Source organism: Mesocryomonas lacus (assembly GCF_055730135.2).
Map to the genome: position 1 here is coordinate 212,673 of NZ_JBUZWE020000008.1, position 20,602 is coordinate 233,274.

Here is a 20,602-nt window from a genome sequence, read left to right on the forward strand (position 1 = left end):
ACCGCGCACCGGTGCGGGTGGAGATCATGAACTCTTGAAATATGGCCGGCTACGAGTTCTCGCAGGAACGGACGCGCGCTCAGCGCAGGCCGGGTTCCAGCCAGACGCTCATTCCGGTGTCCAGGTCGGCCACGGCCTCCTTGGGCTCGGCGCGCAGCAGGAAGCTGTTGAGGTCATGGTCGCCCACCGCCCTTGCGGCGCGCCAGGTGGCAAACTCTCCGAGCGCGCGCAGTTCGGTGACGTGCGCCTTGAAAGCGCGGTCCTTGGCATCCGTCAGCGTGATTTCGGCGCCGACCCGTAAAGCCCCGAGCCGGTCTTCGCGCAAGGTGAACGCGAACCATCGGTCCGCTCCGGCTTCCAGAGTGACGACGGTCTGGCCGCGCGGGATGACCTCCCCGGGGGAGGCGACGATCAGCCGGACCTCGCCGTCGGCGGGGGCGAGAAGGTTGGTTTTGGCGCGCTTGGCGGCGACAAGGGCCATCCGGGCTTCCGACAGGGCCAGATCTGCGTCCGCGCTGGCCCTCTCCTCCGCCGTCGGACCCGCCATGCTCCGTTGATAGTCGGCTTGCTGTAGCCGGAGTCTCGCCTCCGCCTTGCGGAGCGCGCCGGCCGTCTCGTCCCGGTTCTGCTGGCTCTGGACATTTCGCGCCGCCAGCGTGTCCACCCTCTGGAATTGCTGCTTCGCCAGGTTCCGGTTCGACTCGGCGATCTCAACATTTCGCCGGGCGATATCGACCAGCTCCTTGCGCATGCCGGCATAGACGCGCGCGCGATCAGCCCGCGCCTTGGCCACCGAAGCCTTGGCCTCTTCGAAGGTTGCATCAAGCGTGGGGCTGCTCAGAACGGCGATGACGTCCCCTTTCTTCACCCGCTGGCCCGGTGTCACCGCCACGGCCTCGAGGCGGCCGTCCACTTCCGCCGCGATCTTGACCTCGGTCTCCCGCACGAGGCCGACGATCGCCGTTGTCGACAGGCGCCCCCCGGTCCCGGCGCTGTAGGAGACGGCCGCGACGGCGCCGGCACCGGCAATGACGAGAAGCACGAGCGCAGGCGCAAGGCGCCGCAGCGATCTAGCCATTTTGGGTCTCCCGGCGGCGCATCATGGTGGCCGCCAGCATAGCGAGCGCGGCATAGATGCCGGTCAGCATCCAGAGGGTCGTCCAGTCCCTTGTGACGTCCTGGAGGCTGGCGCCCATCTGGTTGATCCGGACCAGCCCGTCGATCGCCGACGTGCTGGGAAAGATGCGGCTGGCGTTGCGCAGCACGTCGGGAATGGATTCGAGCGGCCATGCGACGCCGACCATGAAGAACAGCGGGACGCTGGTCGCGACGAAGAGGAGGACCGCGGTTTCCCGGCGCTCGAACCATTCCCCGACGAGCTGCCCGAGAAGACTGCTGGCGATGAGGAAGGGCACGGCCATCGCGACGATGTCCAGGGGGTTCCCGAGCGTCGAGAAGCCATACAGCCGGGGGAGGACGAACAGGTAGAGCGCGGCGCCCGGAGACGCGGCACAGAGATGCGCCAGAGTCTGGCCGAGGATCGCCCGGGCGGTGCCGCGCCGCCGTCTTGCGGCCGCCCCGCCCTCCTCGAAAGCGATGCCGCCCAGCATGGCGGAGCCCATGAGAAGGGTCTGCTGCAGGATCAGCACGAAGGCTGCCGGGACGATGTAGCTGGCATAGCCGCCGGTCGGGTTGAACAGCGGCTGCGAGACCACTTCTATGGGAGAGGCGCGCACGAGACCTGCCAGCGCGAGGCTGCCATCGGGGCGCGCGCCGTTGGCCGCGACCTCTGCCGAGACCACGCCGGCCGCTTCCCGAATGCCCTGGAGGGTGCGGTTGAAGAGAAGGAAATAGGCCGAATCCACATAAGCCGCGATCCGCGCCGTGCTGCCGCGCAGCACGTCCCGCGCGGTTCCCTGTGGAATAGCGAGAATGGCGAACACTTCGCCGCGCGCGAGAGAAGCCTGCGCTTGCGCGAGGGACTTCGTCTGCGCCGTGACCATGACCGCCTCGTCGGCATTGAGGGTCTGAACCAGAGCGCGGCTGAGCTCGGTGCCATCCTGGTCGACGACGGCGACCGGAATGTCCCGGAGGACCTGACCGAGATAGGGCTGGGGATAGAGCGCGCCGTAGACGAGGGGCGCCAGCACCATCAAGGCAAACACCCCGCGGTCGCTGAGGATGCGGCGCATTTCCGCTGACATGGCCGGGCCCACGCCGGCGCCAAGTGCCTCCGGAGCGGCCGGGCGGGGTCTGGGCGAGGGGCGAAAGGTTTCCGCGACGCTGCCAAGGCGCATGCAGGCGAGCGCGGCGGTGCCGGCCGCGAACGCGGCAAGGATTGCAAAGGGCCCGGCCGAGACGGCGGTCGGCAGGCCGCGGGCCGCCTGCTCGAACAGGATCTGCATGTACCAGCGCAGCGGCAGCAGCGATCCCCAGGCATGCGCGAACCCGTTCATGGCAAAGAGCGGAAAGCCGACACCCGCAAAGCCGAAAGCGGGCGAACAGACGATGGCCGTCAGACTGAGGCCGAGCGCGAGGTTTCGCACCAGAAGCTGCAGAAGGGCACCGATGGCGAGATAGGAGATCAGCAAAAGGCATGCCGCCACCGCCGCCTGCAGGGCGTCGCCGCGGAACGGGATCTGGAACATCCCTTCTACGATGACCGAGACAGTGGCCATCATCACGGCGAAGAGAACGAAGAGCGGGGTCAGCTTGCCGAGGATGGCGACCAGCGGGCTTCCCCCCGCCGACCTCAGCCAGGCGCCCATGCTGCGACGGGAGAACTCCGAGCCGACGGCGTAGCCTGCTGCGATGGCGGTCACGACATGCAGAACGGTCGGGAGAACCGAGCGCAGCAGAAACTGCGCAAAATTCAGCGCGGGATTGGTCAGGACATATTGCTCGACCACCAGGGCCCCCGGCCTGAAGGTGGCGCTGCGAACCGGTGATGAGATGGTCGCCGTGACCGACCCCAGCGCCGCGGAGACGGCACTGGCCGCCGTGTTGCCGGGCGTAAAGAACTGTCGGTTGTAGAAGACGACGATCTGCGGACGCTTCGCTGCGAGAAGGGATCTCTCGAAGTCCGGCGGGATGTAGACAGCCGCGATCGCCTGCCCCGAACGGATGGCCTGCATGGCGCCGTTGAGATCGGTCGACCGCTCGGAGACGATGACCGACGGAGACGACGACACCGCCTGCACATAGAGCATCGAGGTCGGCGTGCGGTCGGCATCGACGATGCTGACATGCAGGTCGCGGATGACGGCATTGCCAAAGGTGAGGGCGAGCAAGGCAAAGGCGAGGAGTGGCATTCCCAATGCCAGAAAGAGCGCGACGCCATCCCGGCGCATCCAGCGCCACTCCCGCCGGGCGACGAGGAAGAAGCCGGGGGCGGGGGGGCGCCTCACGGGCGCCCGGCCGGCGCTTCGGCATAGACGCTCATGCCCGGGCGAAGCTCGGGGTTCGGCTCCACCGGATAGGCGCGCACCTCGAAGCTCCTGAGGTCGAAATCGCCCGTCGCCCGCGTGGCGCGCCAGCCGGCATATTCGCCCTTGGCGGAGATCCATCGCACCTCGACCAGGATCTCCCGATCCTGAAGCGCCGGCACGCGCATCCGGAAGCGATCGCCGACCTTCAAGCCTCGGACGAGATCCTCGCGCAGATCGAAGCGCAGCCAGACGTCGGAAAGGTCGACCAGGGACATCAACTGCACGCCGGGTGAGACGAATTCGCCGACCTCCGTGCCGATCTGGTAGACCTGCGCCGCCAAGGGCGCTCGGACGATTAGCTCGTCGATCTGGGTCTGGATCGTCGCGACGGCGGCTTGCGCCCGCGCGACATTGGCCGAGGCCACGCCCTGCTCTTCGCTTGTGGACCCCGCAGCCGCTTCGTCATAGGCGAGCTTGGCCTGTTCGGCCCCTTGCTGCGCGATCTGCAGCGCGTTCGTGGCCTCGTCGAGCCTCTGGATCGTCGCATTGCCCTTGGCGGTCAGGGCCGACACCCTGGCATAAGTGGACTTCGCCGTGGCGAGGTCGGCCGCGGCGCTCTCGATGGCGGCCTTCTTCTGTGCGATCACCTCCGCACGGGTGCCAGCCTCGATCCTGGCGAGATCGGCCTCAGCCACGGCGAGCGCTGCCCGCGCCTCGTTGGCGCGCATCTGGATCTCGGGATTGTCGATCTCGAAGAGGACCTGTTGGGCGCGCACGCTCTCGCCGCGCGTCACCGGGCGGCTGGCGACCCGGCCATCGACGCGGGCCGCAATGTCGATGCGGGTTGCCCCTGCCTCGCCCTGGATCAGGAGCGGTAGCGGCAGGAGCAGATACCAGAGCGACAGCCCAAAGATCGCCGTCATGATCAGGCCGGCGAGGAGGGCCGGCAGTTTCGACAGGACAGGCTTTGTGGAAGCGGGGATCGGCGGCTCGGTCGAAAGGGGACCGAAATGCGCCCCCGGCTCGCTCTCTGCAGTCATCGTCCAATGGCCCCGGAAGTCAGATTGCTCGGTCTTTCATGCACTGGTATCGAAGGCGGTATGGTCGAAGGCACTGGCGGCGGTGCTTCAGTATTCGCGGAACATCCGCTGGATGTCGGCGGCATCCTTCGTCTTCGTCAGGGCCAGCTTCAGCAGCACCCGGGCCTTGGCCGGGTTCAGCTCGAGGGACGCGACGAGCCCCAGACTGTCGTCGTCCACCTCGTTGTTCCGGTAGACGATTCCGGACGGCAGCCGGGTGCTGCGGACTACGACGACGCCCGCCTTCACCGCAGCGGCCACCCGCTCGAGGGCCGGCCCGGTCATGTTGCCGTCGCCGACGCCCGCGATCACCAGACCCTTCGCTCCCTTCTCCACGGCGGCGTCGATCAGGTCGGGGCTCATTCCGGCATGGGCGTAGAGGATGTCGACCCGCGGCAGGCTCTCGAGACCCTCGACGCCGAACTCGCTGGACGGGCCCCACCGCGACGCAGGCTTCGAGAACCAGGTCACGACGCCGGTATTGGACACGGCGGCAAGGCCGCGATTGCCGCTTTGAAAGGTCTGCACGTCGGTCGTGCTCAGCTTGGCGACGTTGCGGGCATAGTGAACCTGGTCGTTCAGCACCACCAGCACGCCCCGACCCGCCGCTTCGGGGTCGATGGCCACCGCCACGCCGTTATAGAGATTGCTCGGTCCATCCGCACTGACGGCCGTCGCCGGCCGCATCGATCCGACGAAGACGATCGGCTTCGTCGACCGGGTGACGAGGCTGAGGAAATAGCTCGTCTCCTCCATCGTGTCGGTGCCGTGGGTGACGAGCAACGCGTCGACGTCGGGCGACGCGGACAAGGCCTCGACCCGCTCGGCCAAGGTCAGCCAGACCGCGTCGCTCATGTCCTGGCTGCCGATGTTGACCACCTGCTCGCCGGAGATGATCGCGAGCTTGTCGAGGCCGGGAACCGCGGCCACGAGATCCTTGATGTCGAAGGAGCCGGATGTGTAGCCGTAGCCGCCCTCCGGCGCCTGTGCGCCGGCGATGGTCCCGCCCGTTGCGAGGATCGTGACGTGCTTGGCGCCTTGCTCGGCTCGCACGGTTCCCACGGCCCCCGCCAGCAACGCCGCCGCGCCTGCGATCATCACCAAGCTCATCCATGAACTGCCCACGGTTTCCTCCCTGCCTCAGCCAGCAAGCCTGTTTGCCCCGCCAATCCTCGAGCGTCGCCCTTCGCGTTAGGCATTGCGGGCCGCGGACCGAGCCCCCGACAGAGCGCCCGCTCCTGGTTCGTCTCAGGCTGTCTTGCTGGCCTCGTACTCGGCCGCGTAGCCCGCCGCGACGCTGCGGATGGCGCGCCCGATATTGTCGTAGACATGGTCCGGCAGGTTGGCGAAGGAGACGCGCACGGACCAAGCGGGCGCATCGAAGCCGCTGCCGTTCAAGAGCACGATCCCATGATCCTCGGCGAGCTTGAACACCGGATCCAGCGGATGGACATTGACTTTCACCCAGTCGACGACCTCCGCGCCGACATATTTGCGCATCCAGAATTCGAAATCGATGAGGCCATAGTAATAGTCGAAGTGACTGTCCTTGCCGACGTCGATTCCCAGTCCCTCGATCGCGGCTTCCACGCGTTTCTTGACGATGCCGATGCAGCCGCGCTGGTAGTCCTTGCGGACATCCATCAGCTCGCTGATCGAGAACAGCATCATCATGACCTGTTGCGGCAGCGACAGCCCGGCCGTGTGGTTCAGTGCGACGTCGCGGCTATCGGCGACGATGCGGTCGATGAAGCTGATGTCGCGGGGCGTGAGCGTCAGGGCGCCGTACCGCTTGTCGATCAGCCTCAGCGTCTCCTCGGGCAGAGCGGCGATCAGCCTGTCGAAGACGTTGTTCTCGTGGACCGCGATGGTCCCGAGCCGCCATCCCGTGCACCCGAAATACTTGCTGTAGGAGTAGACCCCGATCGTATTGAAGGGGAATGCGCCGAGCAGTCCCCGGAAGCCCGGCACGAAGGTCCCATAGACATCGTCGGTCAGAAGGATGAGGTCCGGGCGTTTCTCGAGGATCTCGCCGATCTTGGCGATGACCGCGTCCGACAAGGCGATGGCGCTGGGGTTGCCGGGATTGACGACGAAGAACGCCTTGATCTTCGGGTCAAGCAGCTTGTCCAGTTCGGCGTCGCTGAACTGGAAATGGTTCTCCTGCGTCGCGCGGATGTCGACGACCTCCAGCGCGAAATCCTCCAGATGCGGCATTTCGAGATAGGGGGTGAAGATCGGAACACCCAGCGCGATCGTATCCCCCGGATTAACCAGCCGGTTGGATTTCAACGACTTGAAGATGTAGCACATCGCCGCCGTGCCGCCCTCGACGGCATAGATGTTGAACTTGCCAGCGGGTTTCGGGTCCCCGCACATCGCCCACTGCAGGTATTCGCGAACCACCTGCTCGTTGTGCACCAGCATCCGGTCGGGAACCGGATAGTTGTCGCCGTTGATCGCGTCGACCAGTTCATGGACGAACTTGTCGGGCTCGAAGCCAAAATGCTGGATCGTCCACTTTATCATCGCCGCAAGGCTTGTCGCGCCCGGCAAGGCCGCGTGCGCCGCCAGCCAAGTCTCGGCCCGCTCGGCAATGCCGGCTGGCCTCGCCATGCCGCCGATCCCGGGCGGCAGATCCATCACCCGCTTGCTTTCGGTGATGGCGAACTGGCCGAGGGTGTAGAAGGCCTCGCGCGGTGCCGTCGCGATCCAGTTGGGATTGCCCCGGCCGGCATTGATGTAGGTCAGCGCGGAGGCGGAGGTGGAGGACGACTTCAGCGCCGCCTTGGACAGGAAGTCCTTGATCTCGAAAGGGCTGAGCGCCTCGTAGGGGGCCAGGCGGTGATCATCCATAAGAGCTCCTCCCAGAGCATGTTACGAGGGTGCCGAGCGCGCGACCGTGCTCAGCCGTTCTGCGTCATCAGGACGATCACCATTCCGAAGATCGTCAGCAGCATCTGCCCGACGGCATAGGGCAGGCCGTAGCCGAGGGCGGGGACCTTGCTGCGCGCGGTCTCCTGGACCATGCCGAGGGCCGCCGTCGTGGTCCGGACGCCGGCGCAGATGCCGAAGAGGATCGCGGGGTGGAACTTGAAGACGAAGTGCCCCAGCAGGATCGCAAACAGGAGCGGGATGGCGGTCGCCACCGCGCCCCAGAGGAAGAGGCTGATCCCGACCTGCTGCAGGCCGGCCACGAAGCCCGGCGCCGCGTTGAGGCCGACGACGGCGATGAAGACGTTGAGGCCGAGCGTGTTGAGCAGCCACAAAGCCGGGCCGGGAATGCTGCCGAAGGTCGGATGGATCGTCCTGACATAGCCGAGCAGCAAGCCTGCCAGCAGCGCCCCGCCGGATGTCGACAGGCCGAGGGGAATGCCGGCGACCGGAACGCTGATCGCGCCCACCAGTCCTCCGATGACGATCCCGGCCGCCACCACCATCAGATCGGTGGCCTCCACCGGGCGATCGGCAAAACCGACCGCCTTCACCAGGGCGTCGACATGCGTCCGGCTGCCCTGCACCGTCAGGATGTCGCCCCGCAGCACCTCCGTTTCCGGCAGAACCGGGATTTCGATGAGGTTGCGCATGATCTTGCGCAGATAGATGCCGCGCGTGACGGGCTCGTCGGCCAGCTCGCTCAGCGTGTGGCCCGAATATTTCCGGCTGCGGACAAAAATGTCCGCCTGCTCCACCGGGATGTCCAAGAGGTCGCGGTCGTCGACTTCCGCGACGATGGTTTCGATCTGCTCGACGAGGATTGGGCGGGGTCCCGAAATGGCGACGATGTCGCCCGGCGCTAGGACCGTCGCGGCATCGGCATCGAAGATCCGGTCCCCCCGGCGTACGCGCTCGATGAAGATGCGAAGGCCGGGAAACAGCTCGGCGACCGGCTTGCCGGTCAGCACGGCCGAATCCACCCGGTAGGCGCGGACATCGACGTTGCGGTAGGCCGAGAACACGCCGGCGTCGCGGCCCTTCACGCCGCCCATCTCGACCTCGTACTCGGCGCAGGCCTTCGCCAGATCGACACCGATCATCTTCGGACCCACCTGGGCGAGAAGGATCGCCAAGCCGATGGTGCCGAAGATGTAGCTGACGGCATAGGCGATCGGGATGGCGTCGGCATAGGCCTTCGCCTGATCGGCCGGGAGCCCGAGCCGGCTGATCTGATCGGTCGCCACGCCGATGGCGGCGGACGTCGTCTGCGAGCCGGCATAGAGGCCCGCGGCGTAGCCCATGTCGAGGCCGGCGATCGTCGCGCAGGCGAGCGGCACCAGGAGGCACAGGGAAAGCACGAGCACCGAGAACACGACCTGCTTGGGCCCATCTCTGCTCAGCCCCGCGAAGAACTGCGGGCCGACGCCATAGCCGACGGCGAACAGAAACAGCATGAAGAAGGTCGACTTGATCGGCCCGGGCACCGCGATCCCGAGCTGGCCGATGGCGACGGCGGCCAGCAGCGTCGCCGTGACGTTGCCGAGATTGAATCCCGCGATCTTCTTCGGCCCTATCCAGAACCCGATGGCGAGCGCAACGAAGATCGCGAGCTCCGGGTACTGGCGCAACGTGTTCACAACCCAGTCGCTCATCCGGATCCCAGGGGTCGCCGTTAGAGGGGATGACGCCGTGCCGGCACGACGGGCTGCGGTAAGATGCCGGAAGCATGGCCGAGCCGGCCGCAGGGGAGAAAGCCACAACTCGTTTCGCGGCGGCCCCGGCAGTTTTCCCCGGTACTCGGCTGTCAGTAGACTTGGACATTTTACGCAGATGATGAAGGCTTCAAACGGTGGCGCTACCGACAGGCAAAGGAGCCTGCGCACTGCGGCGATGCCTCATGTGCTTATGACGTGCTGTTATCGCGACAGACATAGTGCGCGGCGTGCTTCCCTATGGAGCTTGGTGGGAGTTGCTGGAACCCTTTCATCCGCGGTCCTTGCTTTTGTGCGCGAATGGAACTGTAGGTCGGCATAACTATAAAATATTCAATAATTCGAGTAGGAGGTTAACCATCAAGTAACGCATGTGTCAATGTAGTTTTACATGTATGTCTATTTGTATGGGCTGCAAACATTCACGAGTGTTGAGCTCGTCAGACAGTAGGGCGTATCGAGACCCAATGTTCACCCACGCGATCAAGGACGGTTGCCCAAGCCGAATTGATTGTCGGCGAAAAACGATGCGAGGGTATGGACGCGGAACATTCACGGCCTAGCATTGTCCGCAGCGAGCCATATGAGGGGCGGGGCATGTCACTACGGCCTTTGGCGCCTCTTTCCCGAACGGGGCTCTTCGTCGGCATGCTCCTGCTCGCGGCTTCGCTGACGCCCAGCCTTCTGCCGCGCGACGCGGTCATCCAGGGCTTGCTGTCTGGAACTTCCCTGTCGGTCGGGTATCTCCTCGGCGTCTGCATCCGGGCCGCATGGCGCTTTGCCGAGCTCCCGGAGGGATCAGGGCGCCAGCGCGTGATCCTCGAACGGTCCTCGGCTTTCCTGTGCGCGCTCCTGGTTGCCTTCGTCCTGTGGAAGGCTGCGGCGTGGCAGAATTCGGTCCGCAGCGTGATGGGCATGGATCCGATCGAGACGATCTACCCTGTCGAGGTCGCGCTGATCGCGGCCGGCCTTTTCGCCGTCCTTCTGGCGCTGGCAAGGCTTTTCCGGCGGGCCACCGCGTTCATCGCCGGGCGAATGCGGCGCCGTTCCTTGCCGCCGCGCCTCGCCTGGCTGGTCGGGGCGAGCGCTGCCCTCTGTGTTTTCCTGGCGATCGCGGACGGGATCGTGTTCAGGGGCGTCCTGAAGCTGGCCGACAGCTCGCTGCGCGAGATCGACCAGTATGTCGATGTCGACCTCGCCCCACCCTCCGTGCCGAAGAAAACCGGGAGTTCGGCCTCCCTGGTGGCATGGGAAACGCTGGGGGCGCAGGGGCGTGCCTTCGTCGCGTCCGGTCCGACGGGTGAGGCGATCGGCCGCTTCTTTGGCACGAGCGCCCGCGAGCCGTTGCGGATTTACGTCGGCCTGAATTCGCGGCCAACGGTGGAAGAGCGCGCGCAGCTCGCACTGGACGAAATGCTGCGGGTGGACGCCTTCGGCCGGTCCGTTCTCGTCGTCGTCGTTCCCACCGGAACCGGCTGGGTTGACCCCGCGGCGCTCGATACGGTCGAGTATCTTCACCGCGGCGATATCGCCTCGGTCGCCTTGCAATACTCCTACCTCAATAGCTTTCTCTCCTTGATGGTCGAGCCAGGCTACGGTTCGGAAGCCGGACGCGCCCTGTTCAACGCCGTCTACCGGCACTGGACAGCGCTGCCCCATGACAGCCGGCCCCGCCTGTATCTCTACGGGCTCAGCCTCGGGGCGATGAACTCGATGCTGTCGGCCGACCTCTATGACGTGATCGCCGATCCTTTCAACGGGGCGCTCTGGAGCGGCCCTCCCTTCGGCAGCGCCACCTGGCGGGAGATGACGCAAACAAGGGTTCCCGGGACGCCGGCCTGGCGGCCCCGCTTCCGCGACGGTTCCGTGGTCCGTTTCGGCAACCAGACTGGCGGCTTCGACGAAGGGGCGCCGTTTGGTCCGGTGCGGATCGCCTTTCTTCAGTATGCCAGCGATCCCGTCACCTTCTTTGAACTGTCGAGCCTTTACCGCGAGCCGGACTGGATGAAAGACCCGCGCGGGCCCGACGTCGCACCGGAGTTTCGCTGGCTCCCGGTCGTCACCATGCTGCAGCTCGCCTTCGACATGGCGATCGCCACGACCAGTCCGATCGCCTTCGGCCATCTCTATGCGCCGCAGCACTACATCGACGCCTGGCGCGCGGTGACGGATCCTCCCGCTTTGGATGCCGCCACGCTCCAGCGGCTGAAAGACCTCTTCGCCGCCCGTGCTCCGGACCAAGCCAGCCCGCCTTCGTAGCGGACTGGCCGAAAAGGAGAGTTTCATCGGAACATCTGAGGAAAGGCTCGATCGAGGAGGAACTAATCATACGGCTGGCGTCCTGCCATGATGACCCGAATCGTCCTTAGCCGGGCGGCCTTTGGCTTGGTGAGTACGCCCTCCAACTCAGCCTTACGAACTATTTGAACCCGATAGTCATTCTTTAGCGAACCTACTGTAGCCTGTGGAGAACAGGGAGAGTGGATTTTGGCATTGCAAGACAGGACGTTCGAGACGGTCACGCTGACGGATCTCGAAACCATGGGAAAAGCTGAGTGCGACGCACTCAGCTTCGGGGTTGTGGGAATTTCCCCCAATACGGCCGTCGAGGTTTACAATGCTGCGGAGGCTCGTATGGCCGGGCTCGATGCGGAAACCGTTTTGGGTGTTCCGTTCTTCGAGGCAGTTGGGCAGTGCATGAACAACTTCATGGTTGCTCAGCGGTTTGAAGATGAACCCGAACTCGATGCGATCGTGCCCTATGTGCTGACGCTGCGCATGCGTCCAACGCGCGTGAGGCTTCGGCTTCTTGCCTCGGCCAGCCATCCGCTTCGATACATCCTGATCGAGCGCTGAGACTGAGGATCGAGAGCTTGGCTTCCGACGAAGAGAGACTGCTCGAGTTCCTGTACGCCTGTCCCATCGGACTCATCGAGTGCGATGGCAAGGGCGAGATCGCCATGATCAACCCGCATGCCATGCAGCTTCTGCTGCCGGTGGCCGCTCAACGCGATGTCGGCAACCTTTTCGCAGCCTTCGAGCAACACGCTCCCGAACTGCGTAACCTCGTCACCAGCTTTCCAAAACAGGCCGGGCGGGTTTGCGAGAATCACCGCATCGTCGTCGATCTCGGCAAAGGCCGCATTGGCGGCCAGCCGGTCGTGCTCGATTGCGCGATCATCAAGCTCGGACCAAACCGGCATATGGTCACCTTGAGCGATATCAGCCGGCAAGTCGCACAAGAAGAGCGGTTAAGTCAGGCCAATGCGTGGTTTTCGACGCTCCTCGATAAGATCAATAACTACTCCGTGGTGACCATCACACCAGAGGGAATGATCGTCACGTTCGACGACGCCTTCATCACGCAACTCGGTCAGAACCGGGATGAGCTCGTTGGGCGATCGCTCGCGGCTGCGCTCGGCTATAATACCGCAGACGAAATTTTGCCTTTGAGAGACCAGATGGAGCTTGCGGCCAGAGACGGCTGGCATCTCCAGGAAAGCTGGCAGATGCGTTTGGACGGAGAGCGCTTCTGGTGCCAGCGCCTTGTCGTCGCTCGGCGCGGAGGAAAGGCAGAGGCCCCGGTGAGCTTCCGGGTTATCCTGCGCGACGTTCCCTATCGCGACTCGGCATCCGACGATCTGCGACGCCTTCTCACGCGCGACCACCTCACCGGCGCCGCCAACCGGATGCATTTCAGTCAAACGCTGGAGCGCGAACGCAAACGGTGGGAACAGCTCCGGCATCCGCTGGGCCTTGTCGTGCTCGATCTTGACCACTTCAAAGCCGTCAACGATACCCATGGCCATCCCGTTGGCGATATTCTCCTGCAGCGTGTTGCTGAGCTTTGCAAAGCCTTGTTGCCGCAGCGTTCCTTGTTCGCGCGTCTCGGCGGCGAAGAGTTTGCGGTGCTTCTACCGCAGTGCCGACTGACCGATGCCTTCAGATATGCCGAACTGCTGCGGGAAGCGATCGAGGCGCTCGAAGTCGTTGTCGAAGGCGGAGCGCTGAAGGTGACGGCCAGTTTTGGCTGTGCCGCGCTGGATGAAGCAGCGGGTTCGACCGACGAGCTCATCGCCCTCGCTGATCGACGTTTGTACGCAGCCAAGGAGGCTGGCCGCAATCGGGTTCAACCCTTGGATATCGACGCTGTCAGTACTGCCGCGTGACCGCACGAATCTTACAGCGTTCCGCGCTGCGTCGCCTTCTCGGTGCCGTTGTCCGGACGGAAGTGCAACGATTGCGGGGCAGTTCGTCGCATCATCTCCTTGCGGGGGACTGGTCCGACGAGACCGCCATCGGAGACGACGGTTTGGGTCTCGACTCTCTAGAGCAGCTTGGAGCGCTTGGCGCACTGGCCGAGACGTTCCTGCTCGGCGACGATCTCCTTCCGGAAACGCCCCCAGCCACGGCCGGTGACTGGCTCGACTGGGTCGAGCGCGGTCATCAGGCGGGTAAAAACTCGTTCGGTGTCAAAACCTCCGGGTCGACCGGCATACCCAAGACCTGCCTGCACGATGTCGCCGACATCATTGACGAAGCGGAATATCTCGCAACCGAGTTTCCGCACTGTCGCCGGGTCGTTTCACTGGTGCCCGCGAACCATCTCTATGGAATCATCTGGGCGGTTCTGCTGCCAGCGTCCCTCGGTGTTCCGGTGGTAGAGCGGGCGCTAGGCAGTTCGCTCGGTCTTATGCCGGGCGATCTGGTCGTCGCAGTGCCGGAGCAATGGGGGGCCTTCGTGCGATTGAAACCGGCCGTGCCTGCCGCGTGCGTCGCGGTAAGTTCTGCTGGTGTCCTCACGGACAGCATGGCGGCCAGCCTGCGCGAGGCCGGCTTCAGCCGGGTCGTCGATGTCTATGGATCCTCCGAGACGGGCGCGATTGCCATGCGCGACGCGCCAGCGGCCGGATACGCGCTTTTGCCGCGCTGGGAACTCCGCTCTGGCGATGGTGCATTCCAAATTGTCGACCGCAAGGGCTTTGCCGCCGCGCTGCCTGATCATATCGATCAGTTGGGACCTCGCCGCATCCGGCCGGCCGGACGCCGTGACCACGCCGTGAAGATCGGCGGGCTGAATGTCTGGCCAGACCGTGTGGCTGCTGTTCTCCGCGAAACCGATGGGGTTGCCGATGTCGCCGTCAGGCTCGGCGAGAGTGGTCGCCTGAAAGCATTTGTCGTTGCGGACGCCCATGTCACTTGTGCTGAGCTCGAGGAGGTTCTGGAACGGGTCGCGGCGACAAAGCTTACCGCTGTCGAACGCCCGAAAACATATCGTTTCGGCGCCGAGCTGCCCCGCAACGGTATGGGTAAGCCTGCAGACTGGACCTGATACAGTCGTTCAACCTGCGCGAACATTGATGCGCTTTGAGGTGCGGCAAAAGATGCCGTCACGACAATCGGGTTTCGGCCGCCGCGTAGATAGCCTTGCTGGCAGCGAAGCCGGCCTTAGTAAACATGCCCGGACTGACCTCGCCGTTCGAGATCACTTGTGTGATGCCAAGTCGCCAACGAGCGGATCCTTCGAGCTTGGAATCCTCCGGACGGCAGTGGTCATCACCCTTGGGCTAACGGTCTGGGCCCAAGACGTGAGAACAGCACTGAGTAGAAACTCAGCTGCCAAAAATAATAGCGATTTGAAACACTAGATATGGTCTGGCTGGGGAACCTGGATTCGAACCAAGACTAGCGGAGTCAGAGTCCGCTGTTCAGGCACAAAGTGGTGTCACAAAAGCCTTGTATTGCGGGCTTTGACGATTGCAGCTCCAGCGGGATATCGCGAAAAGGCATCTTCCATATCCACCGCATATCCACCGACCGAGTTCTGTCAATTGTCCACACGATATAGAGCATCGGATGTTCGGGTCCCGGAGTGAATGCCCCGGTCTCGCGTCAGCACTGTTCCGCGACCCGAACTCCAGCCTCCTGAGTAGACGATGCGCCTGCAAGATTCGATGGCTCGTCCGCCGGTGGTTTTGCCCGCGTACGCCGACGCCGCATGCTGGTTCTCCAACACCAGGAGGACACTATGGACGACCCGAACTCCGACAACCTCTACGCTCTGCTCGAAACTGAATTCGGCGGCACCGTCCACGGCTGGCCCGCCCGGGCGACGGTCCCGAAGCCGAGGACCGCATCAACTGCGCACTCGACCTCGCGGATCTCCCAATGATCGACGACGGCTTCCGCCGACGCTTCCGCGAAGAGCTGCGCTACGGTCAGATCTACGAGGACGCCGGGGGCTTTCTCTGGCGGTGCTGGTGCCGGGCCATGCAGCAGCCGAACGTTTTGCTCGATCGCTACGGGCGCGGGTATGCGCGCCCGTCCGTGGCGGCATGATCTCCGCCGGCGGGTTCTCTAATTTGACGCCAGCCCGCCGACGCCCAACCCTCTCTGTAGTGGCCGCTGGGGAGCGGCCCGCCAGAGGGCGAGAAGATCATAACGTACCGTTCCGCCGCCGAGACCATCGCCGCGCTCGACTACGACGGCAAGGTGCCGTTCCAGGCCGCCATCCTTCGCATCCGGGGAGCCGAGCGCGGTGCCGCCGCCGCCCGTGCCTACCTCGACGCCGAGGTGTCGGCGGGCGACCGGGCGGAGGTCCTGAGGCTGTCGACTGTAGCTGCCTGATCACCGCCACATCGTCGACGACCATAAGCCCCGGCCACCGCGCCGGGACTTTCGTTTGGAGCGGCGAGCGTCTGACGACCGCTCTAGGCGACGCACCTCTCAGGTGCTGCGGTTGCGCTCGCCCGCTGCCACGATAAGGTCCATCAGTCGTTCAAGCTCGCTTGCTGACCCGAGATATCGGTCGGTGTTCATGTACCCGAGCGGGGGAGCGTCGACGCCTGGCACGTCGCCTTCGTCGATACCGATCCATTCGCGGTCGAAGCTGACGTTAAGACCGTGTACCCCGGCGCCCGTCGCGAAGACCGAGGCGCATTTGCCCTTGCCTCCAGGGCGGACAATCCCGAAGCACGTCACACCCCGGTCCAACCTAAGTTTGCGCGAGAGCGCAGCGTTAACGGCAGCGTCGAAAAGTTCGCCGTGGTCTCCCGCCGCCGCCTTCGCGCGGAGCTCATTCATCGAGCTTTTCGGACTGCGTGACGATGAACCGACGAGGGTCGGTATCTGCGGCCTCGGCAGTACGCCTCCTTCTCGATCAGGCGCACGCCCGGCTCCGAGGACTTCGATGCGGCTTCCTGTCCAGCGCCAGATCTCCCAGTCGAAATGCCATTCCGAACCCCGCGCCGACAGCATCGCGCTGAGTTCGCGGAGGGCCGCTTCGGGAACGGACTCCGCAAGAACGACGATCATCGGGGGAAGGGATGCGTTCCAATGCGTCGTGAAGGCCGACAGCCAATGCGGAATCGGATCGACGAGTTGGGACAGCGTTCGGGCGATTTTCGCTTCGATCGAGTTGGTGCCATCAGGACGGAACCAGGCTATCTTCGGACTAATGCTGACCTTTACCTCGATGGCTGCGGCCCGGCCGTCGAGAACGCCTACGCTGTCCACGTCCGTGTTGGTCGACGCCGAGTCGCTGAACGTTTCGAGGTAACGACCCTGATCGACCAGCCACGCGATCGCTGGATCCTGCACCCGCGTTTGCTCCGGGTATCGCATCTTCGTCGCATCCATCTAAAACAGCCCATCTCTCGTTCGTCATTTCGCCAGAGGCTTTCCGGTTTCGAACACGAGCGCAAGGTTGGCGACCAGTTCGTTGGCGGGTTCTCTCGAATTTGACGCCAGCCCGCCGGCACCGACTTCGTTTGTCTCTCCGGCCGACTTGACGCCGCCACGTCCGACGCCGCATGAAGCCTCCATGATCTCGAACATGCTCTCGCTCATACGCCGCGTAGCCTGAACGGTCCCTCCGGGGGCCGCGACGACGCGCACCCCGACACGAGAGAGCGACCGCCATGCCCGAGACCTACTTCACCGCCGACACCCATTTCGGCCACGCGAACATCATTGACCACTGCAAGCGGCCGTTCTCTAACGTCGACGAAATGACCGAGGTCCTCGTCGACCGCTGGAACGAGGTCGTCGGCCCCCAGGACGACGTCTGGCATCTCGGCGACTTCGCGTACCGGATGCGGCTGGAGGCGATCGTGCGCGTCTTCCGTCGGCTCAATGGGCGCAAGCATCTCGTCATCGGCAACCACGACGATAAGCACGCCCTTCGGTTGGAGTGGTCGTCGGAGCCGAAGGACCGCCGGGTGGTTCGGGTGCCGGGCGAGGCGTTGCCCGTCATCCTCGACCACTACGCGATGCGCACGTGGCCAAAGTCCCATTACGGCGCCGTGCACCTGTACGGGCACTCCCACGGCGCGCTGCCGGGCGTCGGGCGCAGCATCGACGTCGGCGTAGACGTGTGGGACTTCCGGCCCGTGACGCTCGCCGAGCTCCGGCCCGTCCTCGAGCGGCAGCACGAGGAGTTCGAACGGCAGCGCGAGGCTCACGGCCTGTTCCGCGAGCGGGCGGCGAGGGGAGACCCGGAAGCGGCGTTGGATATCCTGCGGCGCGTGCCCGACGTCGCACCGGAGCCGGGCGATGAGATGGTGTCAGCCCGCGTCTTGGAAGATCTCGCAGTTCTCGGCGGCGCTCCGCATGTGGCGGGCACCAGCGTGCCGGCGTCAGCGGTGCTCGAGGCGCTGCGCGACGGGTCGCTCGACTTCGAGATCACCGCGGCGTTCCCGACGCTTCCGGAAGATGCTGTGCACGCCGTTCGGGAATGGGCGGCGGGGCGGAAGACATCGGACGGAGAGTAGGAGTCTCCGGTCAAGCGAGACTCCTTCAAATGTGATCTCATGGTCGCGGGCGCACCGGATACGCGACCTTGGGATCGCACCGTCTGTCGGCTGCCTGGCCTCCGGGTGATCGATGATGCTGGTTTCGATTTCCAAAAATTTCAAACGGAGGCCCGGTGCGGCCGCAAATAACCCCCCATCCGACACCTCCCTCCAGGGACCCCGGCGATCCCCGGGTGGCCCGCCGGCGCGGTCGCCCGCTCGCCCTGACGACGCCTTCGCCCGCAGCGACGTCGGCTGCGCGGTGGCAACTTCAACACTCAATGGCAGCCTCGATCATGTGGATCGTCGCGCTGTTGCCCCGGTCGACCAGAGGGAGTCTCGTCGACGAAGAGACTTGTCCGGTCGCGTCGGCGGAACAGGTGCCAGAATGAAAGCGACCGCGCTGCCGGGGAGGGCAACGCGGTCCGCTTTATGTCACCGGGAAGGCGACGGGGTGGCCGTCAGGGCACGCGGTTCTGATTGGCCGCAGCCAATGCCCTCGTATGCGCCGCATGCAAGCGGTCCCCAACGAACGCCATGCAGGGCGTCGCCATCGAGTTGCCAAGCGCCCGGTATCGGGGGCCGTCCGCTGCCGGCTTCCCCCGGATGACGATGGCCGTGTGACCGTCCTCGAAGCCCATCAGGCGCTCGCATTCCGTCGGTGTCAGACGACGCACGATCCAGCGGATCGTCTCCACCGCCCGCTGGAGACCGGTGACGATGGTCGGGACCTGATTGGTGCCCGAGGCACCAGCGCGCAGCGGGGGCGTGGCCTCTTCAGTGTAGCCGATGCCGCGCGCCTTCTCGCTGTTGCCGGCCGAGAAGCCCGCTGACTGGACAACCAGATAATCCAACTCGTTTGCCTGCCCCGCAGCCCGCGCGGTGCCGGCGCCGCTTGCGCAAAGCGTCCCGACGGGACGCTCTGCGCAATGGGTGGTCACGACCAGTGCCTCGCTGCCGCCACCGCAGTCGCCCCCGGATGCCCGGAGGGACGGGAGGCTGTCGTTGCTGGCGACGTACTCGGCGTGGCCCGTGAGGGCCACCGGATATGCCACCGCATCCATCCGACCTCCGGCAGTCATGCGCGACTGAAGCGTCGGCGCGACGTCCTCTGACACCGTGCTGTAGTCCGCGATACCGTAGGTGACGTTGGTCTGCTGCTTGAACCCTGGTTGGGCCGCCAGAGCGCCGGCGACTTCGCCGTCGCCGCCGATGAGGCGGAGCTCGTCGCGGCTGTTCTGCGCGAAGGCGACCGGGTCGTTTGCCGACATCAGCCGACGATCGCCCGCAGCGCGTTCGCCAGTATCGTTGGCACAGACTTCCCGCGCCCTGCGGCTCGGCGGAGAATCCCGCCGCACGCCTTCGGACTCAGCAAGTACCGCGAAAGGATCGATAACGGGAGCACCTCCAAGCACTCCGACAGCAAAGCAACGCGCGCGGCGTTGGGCCAGACCGAAATATTGGGCATCCAGCACGCGCCACGCGACTGAAGCTTCGGGTCCATACACCACACCGCAACCGCTCCAGCTTCGCCCTGCTGGCTCGAGCGGATCGCTGGTGCCCCCGGACAGACCGCCCAGGAAACTTCCGAACGCAACTGCGTCGCTGAGGACTCCGGGGACGTTTTCCCAGACGACATACCGAAGGTCATTCCACTTCTCCATTCGCTTCGCGAGCTTGATGAATTCGAGCATGAGACCGCCACGGCGGTCGGACAGGCCGGCGCGAAGGCCGGCGATCGAAAATGCCTGGCACGGCGTTCCGCCCTCCAGGACATCGACTGGGCCGAGGCGGCGCAGGTCGGCATCGCTGATCTGGCTGAAATCGCCGTAGTTGATTGCAGTGGCGATCTCGGGCAGGTGCTTCACCGCCTTGATTGCCGCTCGACGGGCCTTTGCCTCCTTCGCGGAGATCTCCAGCTCGTCCGGGTCAGGCATGTACCGGGGGCGGCCGCAGCCCTTGCGCTGCGCCAAGTACTCCGCCGAGAACGGATCGATATCGGCAAATCCGACGAACTCGAACGCCGGATTCTTCCATGCGAAGGACGCGGCGGAGATTCCGCTGCACACCGACAGTGTCTTCAGTCTCACGCTCATTTCTGTCTGTCTCCAGCACCCGTTTCGTGCGGCGCAAAACCACACTTCCATCTCGGCCGGCGGGACGCAAGCTATTGTAATATTTGGCATTATTTCCCGCTATATTGCTTCGCGGTAGAACATATTCCGCGGTTACAAAATCGTCGGAGCCGAGCAAATATCGTGGGTGAAACTGTATTTCTGGGTCCAGCAAACACCCTCAAGGGCGACGCTTGGGCGCGAAATATAAAACCCTACCAGCCGGAGTATTCGCGTTAACCATAATTTAACGCGAGCCCGTGATGGGTGCTTATTCCGCATTTCGCCGGCCGACTTGTCGCAATCCGCCGGCTGAGTTCTCCTCCGCGCAGGAGGAACCGCCAATGATCGACGACACCGTGTACGACGAAATCGAAGCCGAGCTCGACCGCCTCGAGCGCATCGTCCTCGGCGAGCTGCCGGATGACGACTGGCGCGACGTCGATCTCGAAGCGGATCTCTAAACTTCGACCGATCCCGTGAGCTCTCCGCCGGCCACGCCCGCGGGCAGTCGTTGACGTCGACTCCCGGCGGCGCCAA

17 protein-coding genes are annotated in these 20,602 nt (G+C 64.6%); 8 read left to right on the plus strand and 9 right to left on the minus strand.

All coding sequences use genetic code 11. The annotated features are described in order from the left end of the window. Positions 1–79 precede the first annotated feature (79 nt). From ACZLZY_RS14450 to aspT, 6 genes are all read right to left on the minus strand, one after another. Positions 80–1,078, minus strand: a complete 999-nt coding sequence (locus tag ACZLZY_RS14450; protein ID WP_472934909.1) for an HlyD family secretion protein — start codon at positions 1,076–1,078, stop codon at positions 80–82. Then, a complete protein-coding gene (locus tag ACZLZY_RS14455) occupies positions 1,071–3,407 on the minus strand; it encodes an ABC transporter permease (RefSeq protein WP_472934910.1) in 2,337 nt (778 codons plus the stop codon). The genes ACZLZY_RS14450 and ACZLZY_RS14455 overlap by 8 nt, the downstream gene beginning before the upstream one ends. Beyond that, entirely contained in the window at positions 3,404–4,468 is a 1,065-nt protein-coding gene (locus ACZLZY_RS14460) for an HlyD family secretion protein (protein ID WP_472934911.1), read from the minus strand. The genes ACZLZY_RS14455 and ACZLZY_RS14460 overlap by 4 nt, the downstream gene beginning before the upstream one ends. 87 nt (positions 4,469–4,555) lie before the next feature. Beyond that, positions 4,556–5,605, minus strand: a complete 1,050-nt coding sequence (locus tag ACZLZY_RS14465; protein WP_472934912.1) for a type II asparaginase — start codon at positions 5,603–5,605, stop codon at positions 4,556–4,558. 150 nt (positions 5,606–5,755) lie between these two features. Beyond that, on the minus strand, positions 5,756–7,363 hold the full coding sequence (locus tag ACZLZY_RS14470; RefSeq protein ID WP_472934913.1) for a bifunctional aspartate transaminase/aspartate 4-decarboxylase: 1,608 nt from the start codon (positions 7,361–7,363) through the stop codon (positions 5,756–5,758). A 50-nt stretch (positions 7,364–7,413) separates the two neighbouring features. Beyond that, a complete protein-coding gene (gene aspT, locus ACZLZY_RS14475) occupies positions 7,414–9,096 on the minus strand; it encodes an aspartate-alanine antiporter (RefSeq protein WP_472934914.1) in 1,683 nt (560 codons plus the stop codon). Positions 9,097–9,753: 657 nt separating this feature from the next. Between aspT and ACZLZY_RS14480 the strand changes: the two genes are divergently transcribed. The 7 genes from ACZLZY_RS14480 (at position 9,754) to ACZLZY_RS14510 (ending at position 15,783) form a co-directional block, all read left to right on the plus strand. Beyond that, complete coding sequence (locus ACZLZY_RS14480; RefSeq protein ID WP_472934915.1) at positions 9,754–11,415, plus strand: alpha/beta hydrolase; 1,662 nt, start codon at positions 9,754–9,756, stop codon at positions 11,413–11,415. A 228-nt stretch (positions 11,416–11,643) separates the two neighbouring features. After that, positions 11,644–12,012, plus strand: coding sequence for a hypothetical protein (locus tag ACZLZY_RS14485; protein WP_472934916.1), 369 nt, complete (start codon positions 11,644–11,646; stop codon positions 12,010–12,012). Positions 12,013–12,029: 17 nt separating this feature from the next. Continuing rightward, positions 12,030–13,325, plus strand: a complete 1,296-nt coding sequence (locus ACZLZY_RS14490) for a sensor domain-containing diguanylate cyclase (RefSeq protein WP_472934917.1) — start codon at positions 12,030–12,032, stop codon at positions 13,323–13,325. Between the two features lie 143 nt (positions 13,326–13,468). Further along, a complete protein-coding gene (locus ACZLZY_RS14495; RefSeq protein WP_472934918.1) occupies positions 13,469–14,488 on the plus strand; it encodes an AMP-binding protein in 1,020 nt (339 codons plus the stop codon). Between the two features lie 696 nt (positions 14,489–15,184). Then, entirely contained in the window at positions 15,185–15,328 is a 144-nt protein-coding gene (locus ACZLZY_RS14500) for a hypothetical protein (protein ID WP_472934919.1), read from the plus strand. Then, positions 15,325–15,495, plus strand: a complete 171-nt coding sequence (locus tag ACZLZY_RS14505) for a hypothetical protein (protein ID WP_472934920.1) — start codon at positions 15,325–15,327, stop codon at positions 15,493–15,495. Before ACZLZY_RS14500 ends, ACZLZY_RS14505 begins: the two co-directional genes overlap by 4 nt. 153 nt (positions 15,496–15,648) lie before the next feature. Beyond that, complete coding sequence (locus tag ACZLZY_RS14510; protein WP_472934921.1) at positions 15,649–15,783, plus strand: hypothetical protein; 135 nt, start codon at positions 15,649–15,651, stop codon at positions 15,781–15,783. Between the two features lie 99 nt (positions 15,784–15,882). On the opposite strand, the gene ACZLZY_RS14515 is transcribed toward ACZLZY_RS14510, so the two are convergent. Both ACZLZY_RS14515 and ACZLZY_RS14520 read right to left on the minus strand, forming a co-directional pair. After that, positions 15,883–16,794: a hypothetical protein gene (locus tag ACZLZY_RS14515; RefSeq protein WP_472934922.1), complete on the minus strand. Its 912-nt coding sequence runs from the start codon at positions 16,792–16,794 to the stop codon at positions 15,883–15,885. A 24-nt stretch (positions 16,795–16,818) separates the two neighbouring features. Then, positions 16,819–16,992, minus strand: coding sequence for a hypothetical protein (locus ACZLZY_RS14520; RefSeq protein ID WP_472934923.1), 174 nt, complete (start codon positions 16,990–16,992; stop codon positions 16,819–16,821). Between the two features lie 83 nt (positions 16,993–17,075). On the opposite strand from ACZLZY_RS14520, the gene ACZLZY_RS14525 reads away from it, so the two are divergent. Continuing rightward, a complete protein-coding gene (locus ACZLZY_RS14525; RefSeq protein ID WP_472934924.1) occupies positions 17,076–17,927 on the plus strand; it encodes a DUF433 domain-containing protein in 852 nt (283 codons plus the stop codon). Positions 17,928–18,409: 482 nt separating this feature from the next. Here ACZLZY_RS14525 and ACZLZY_RS14530 read toward each other — a convergent pair whose 3' ends face one another. Continuing rightward, positions 18,410–20,044 (minus strand): DNA cytosine methyltransferase, encoded by a 1,635-nt coding sequence (locus ACZLZY_RS14530; protein ID WP_472934925.1) that lies wholly within the window; start codon positions 20,042–20,044, stop codon positions 18,410–18,412. Positions 20,045–20,602 lie beyond the last annotated feature (558 nt).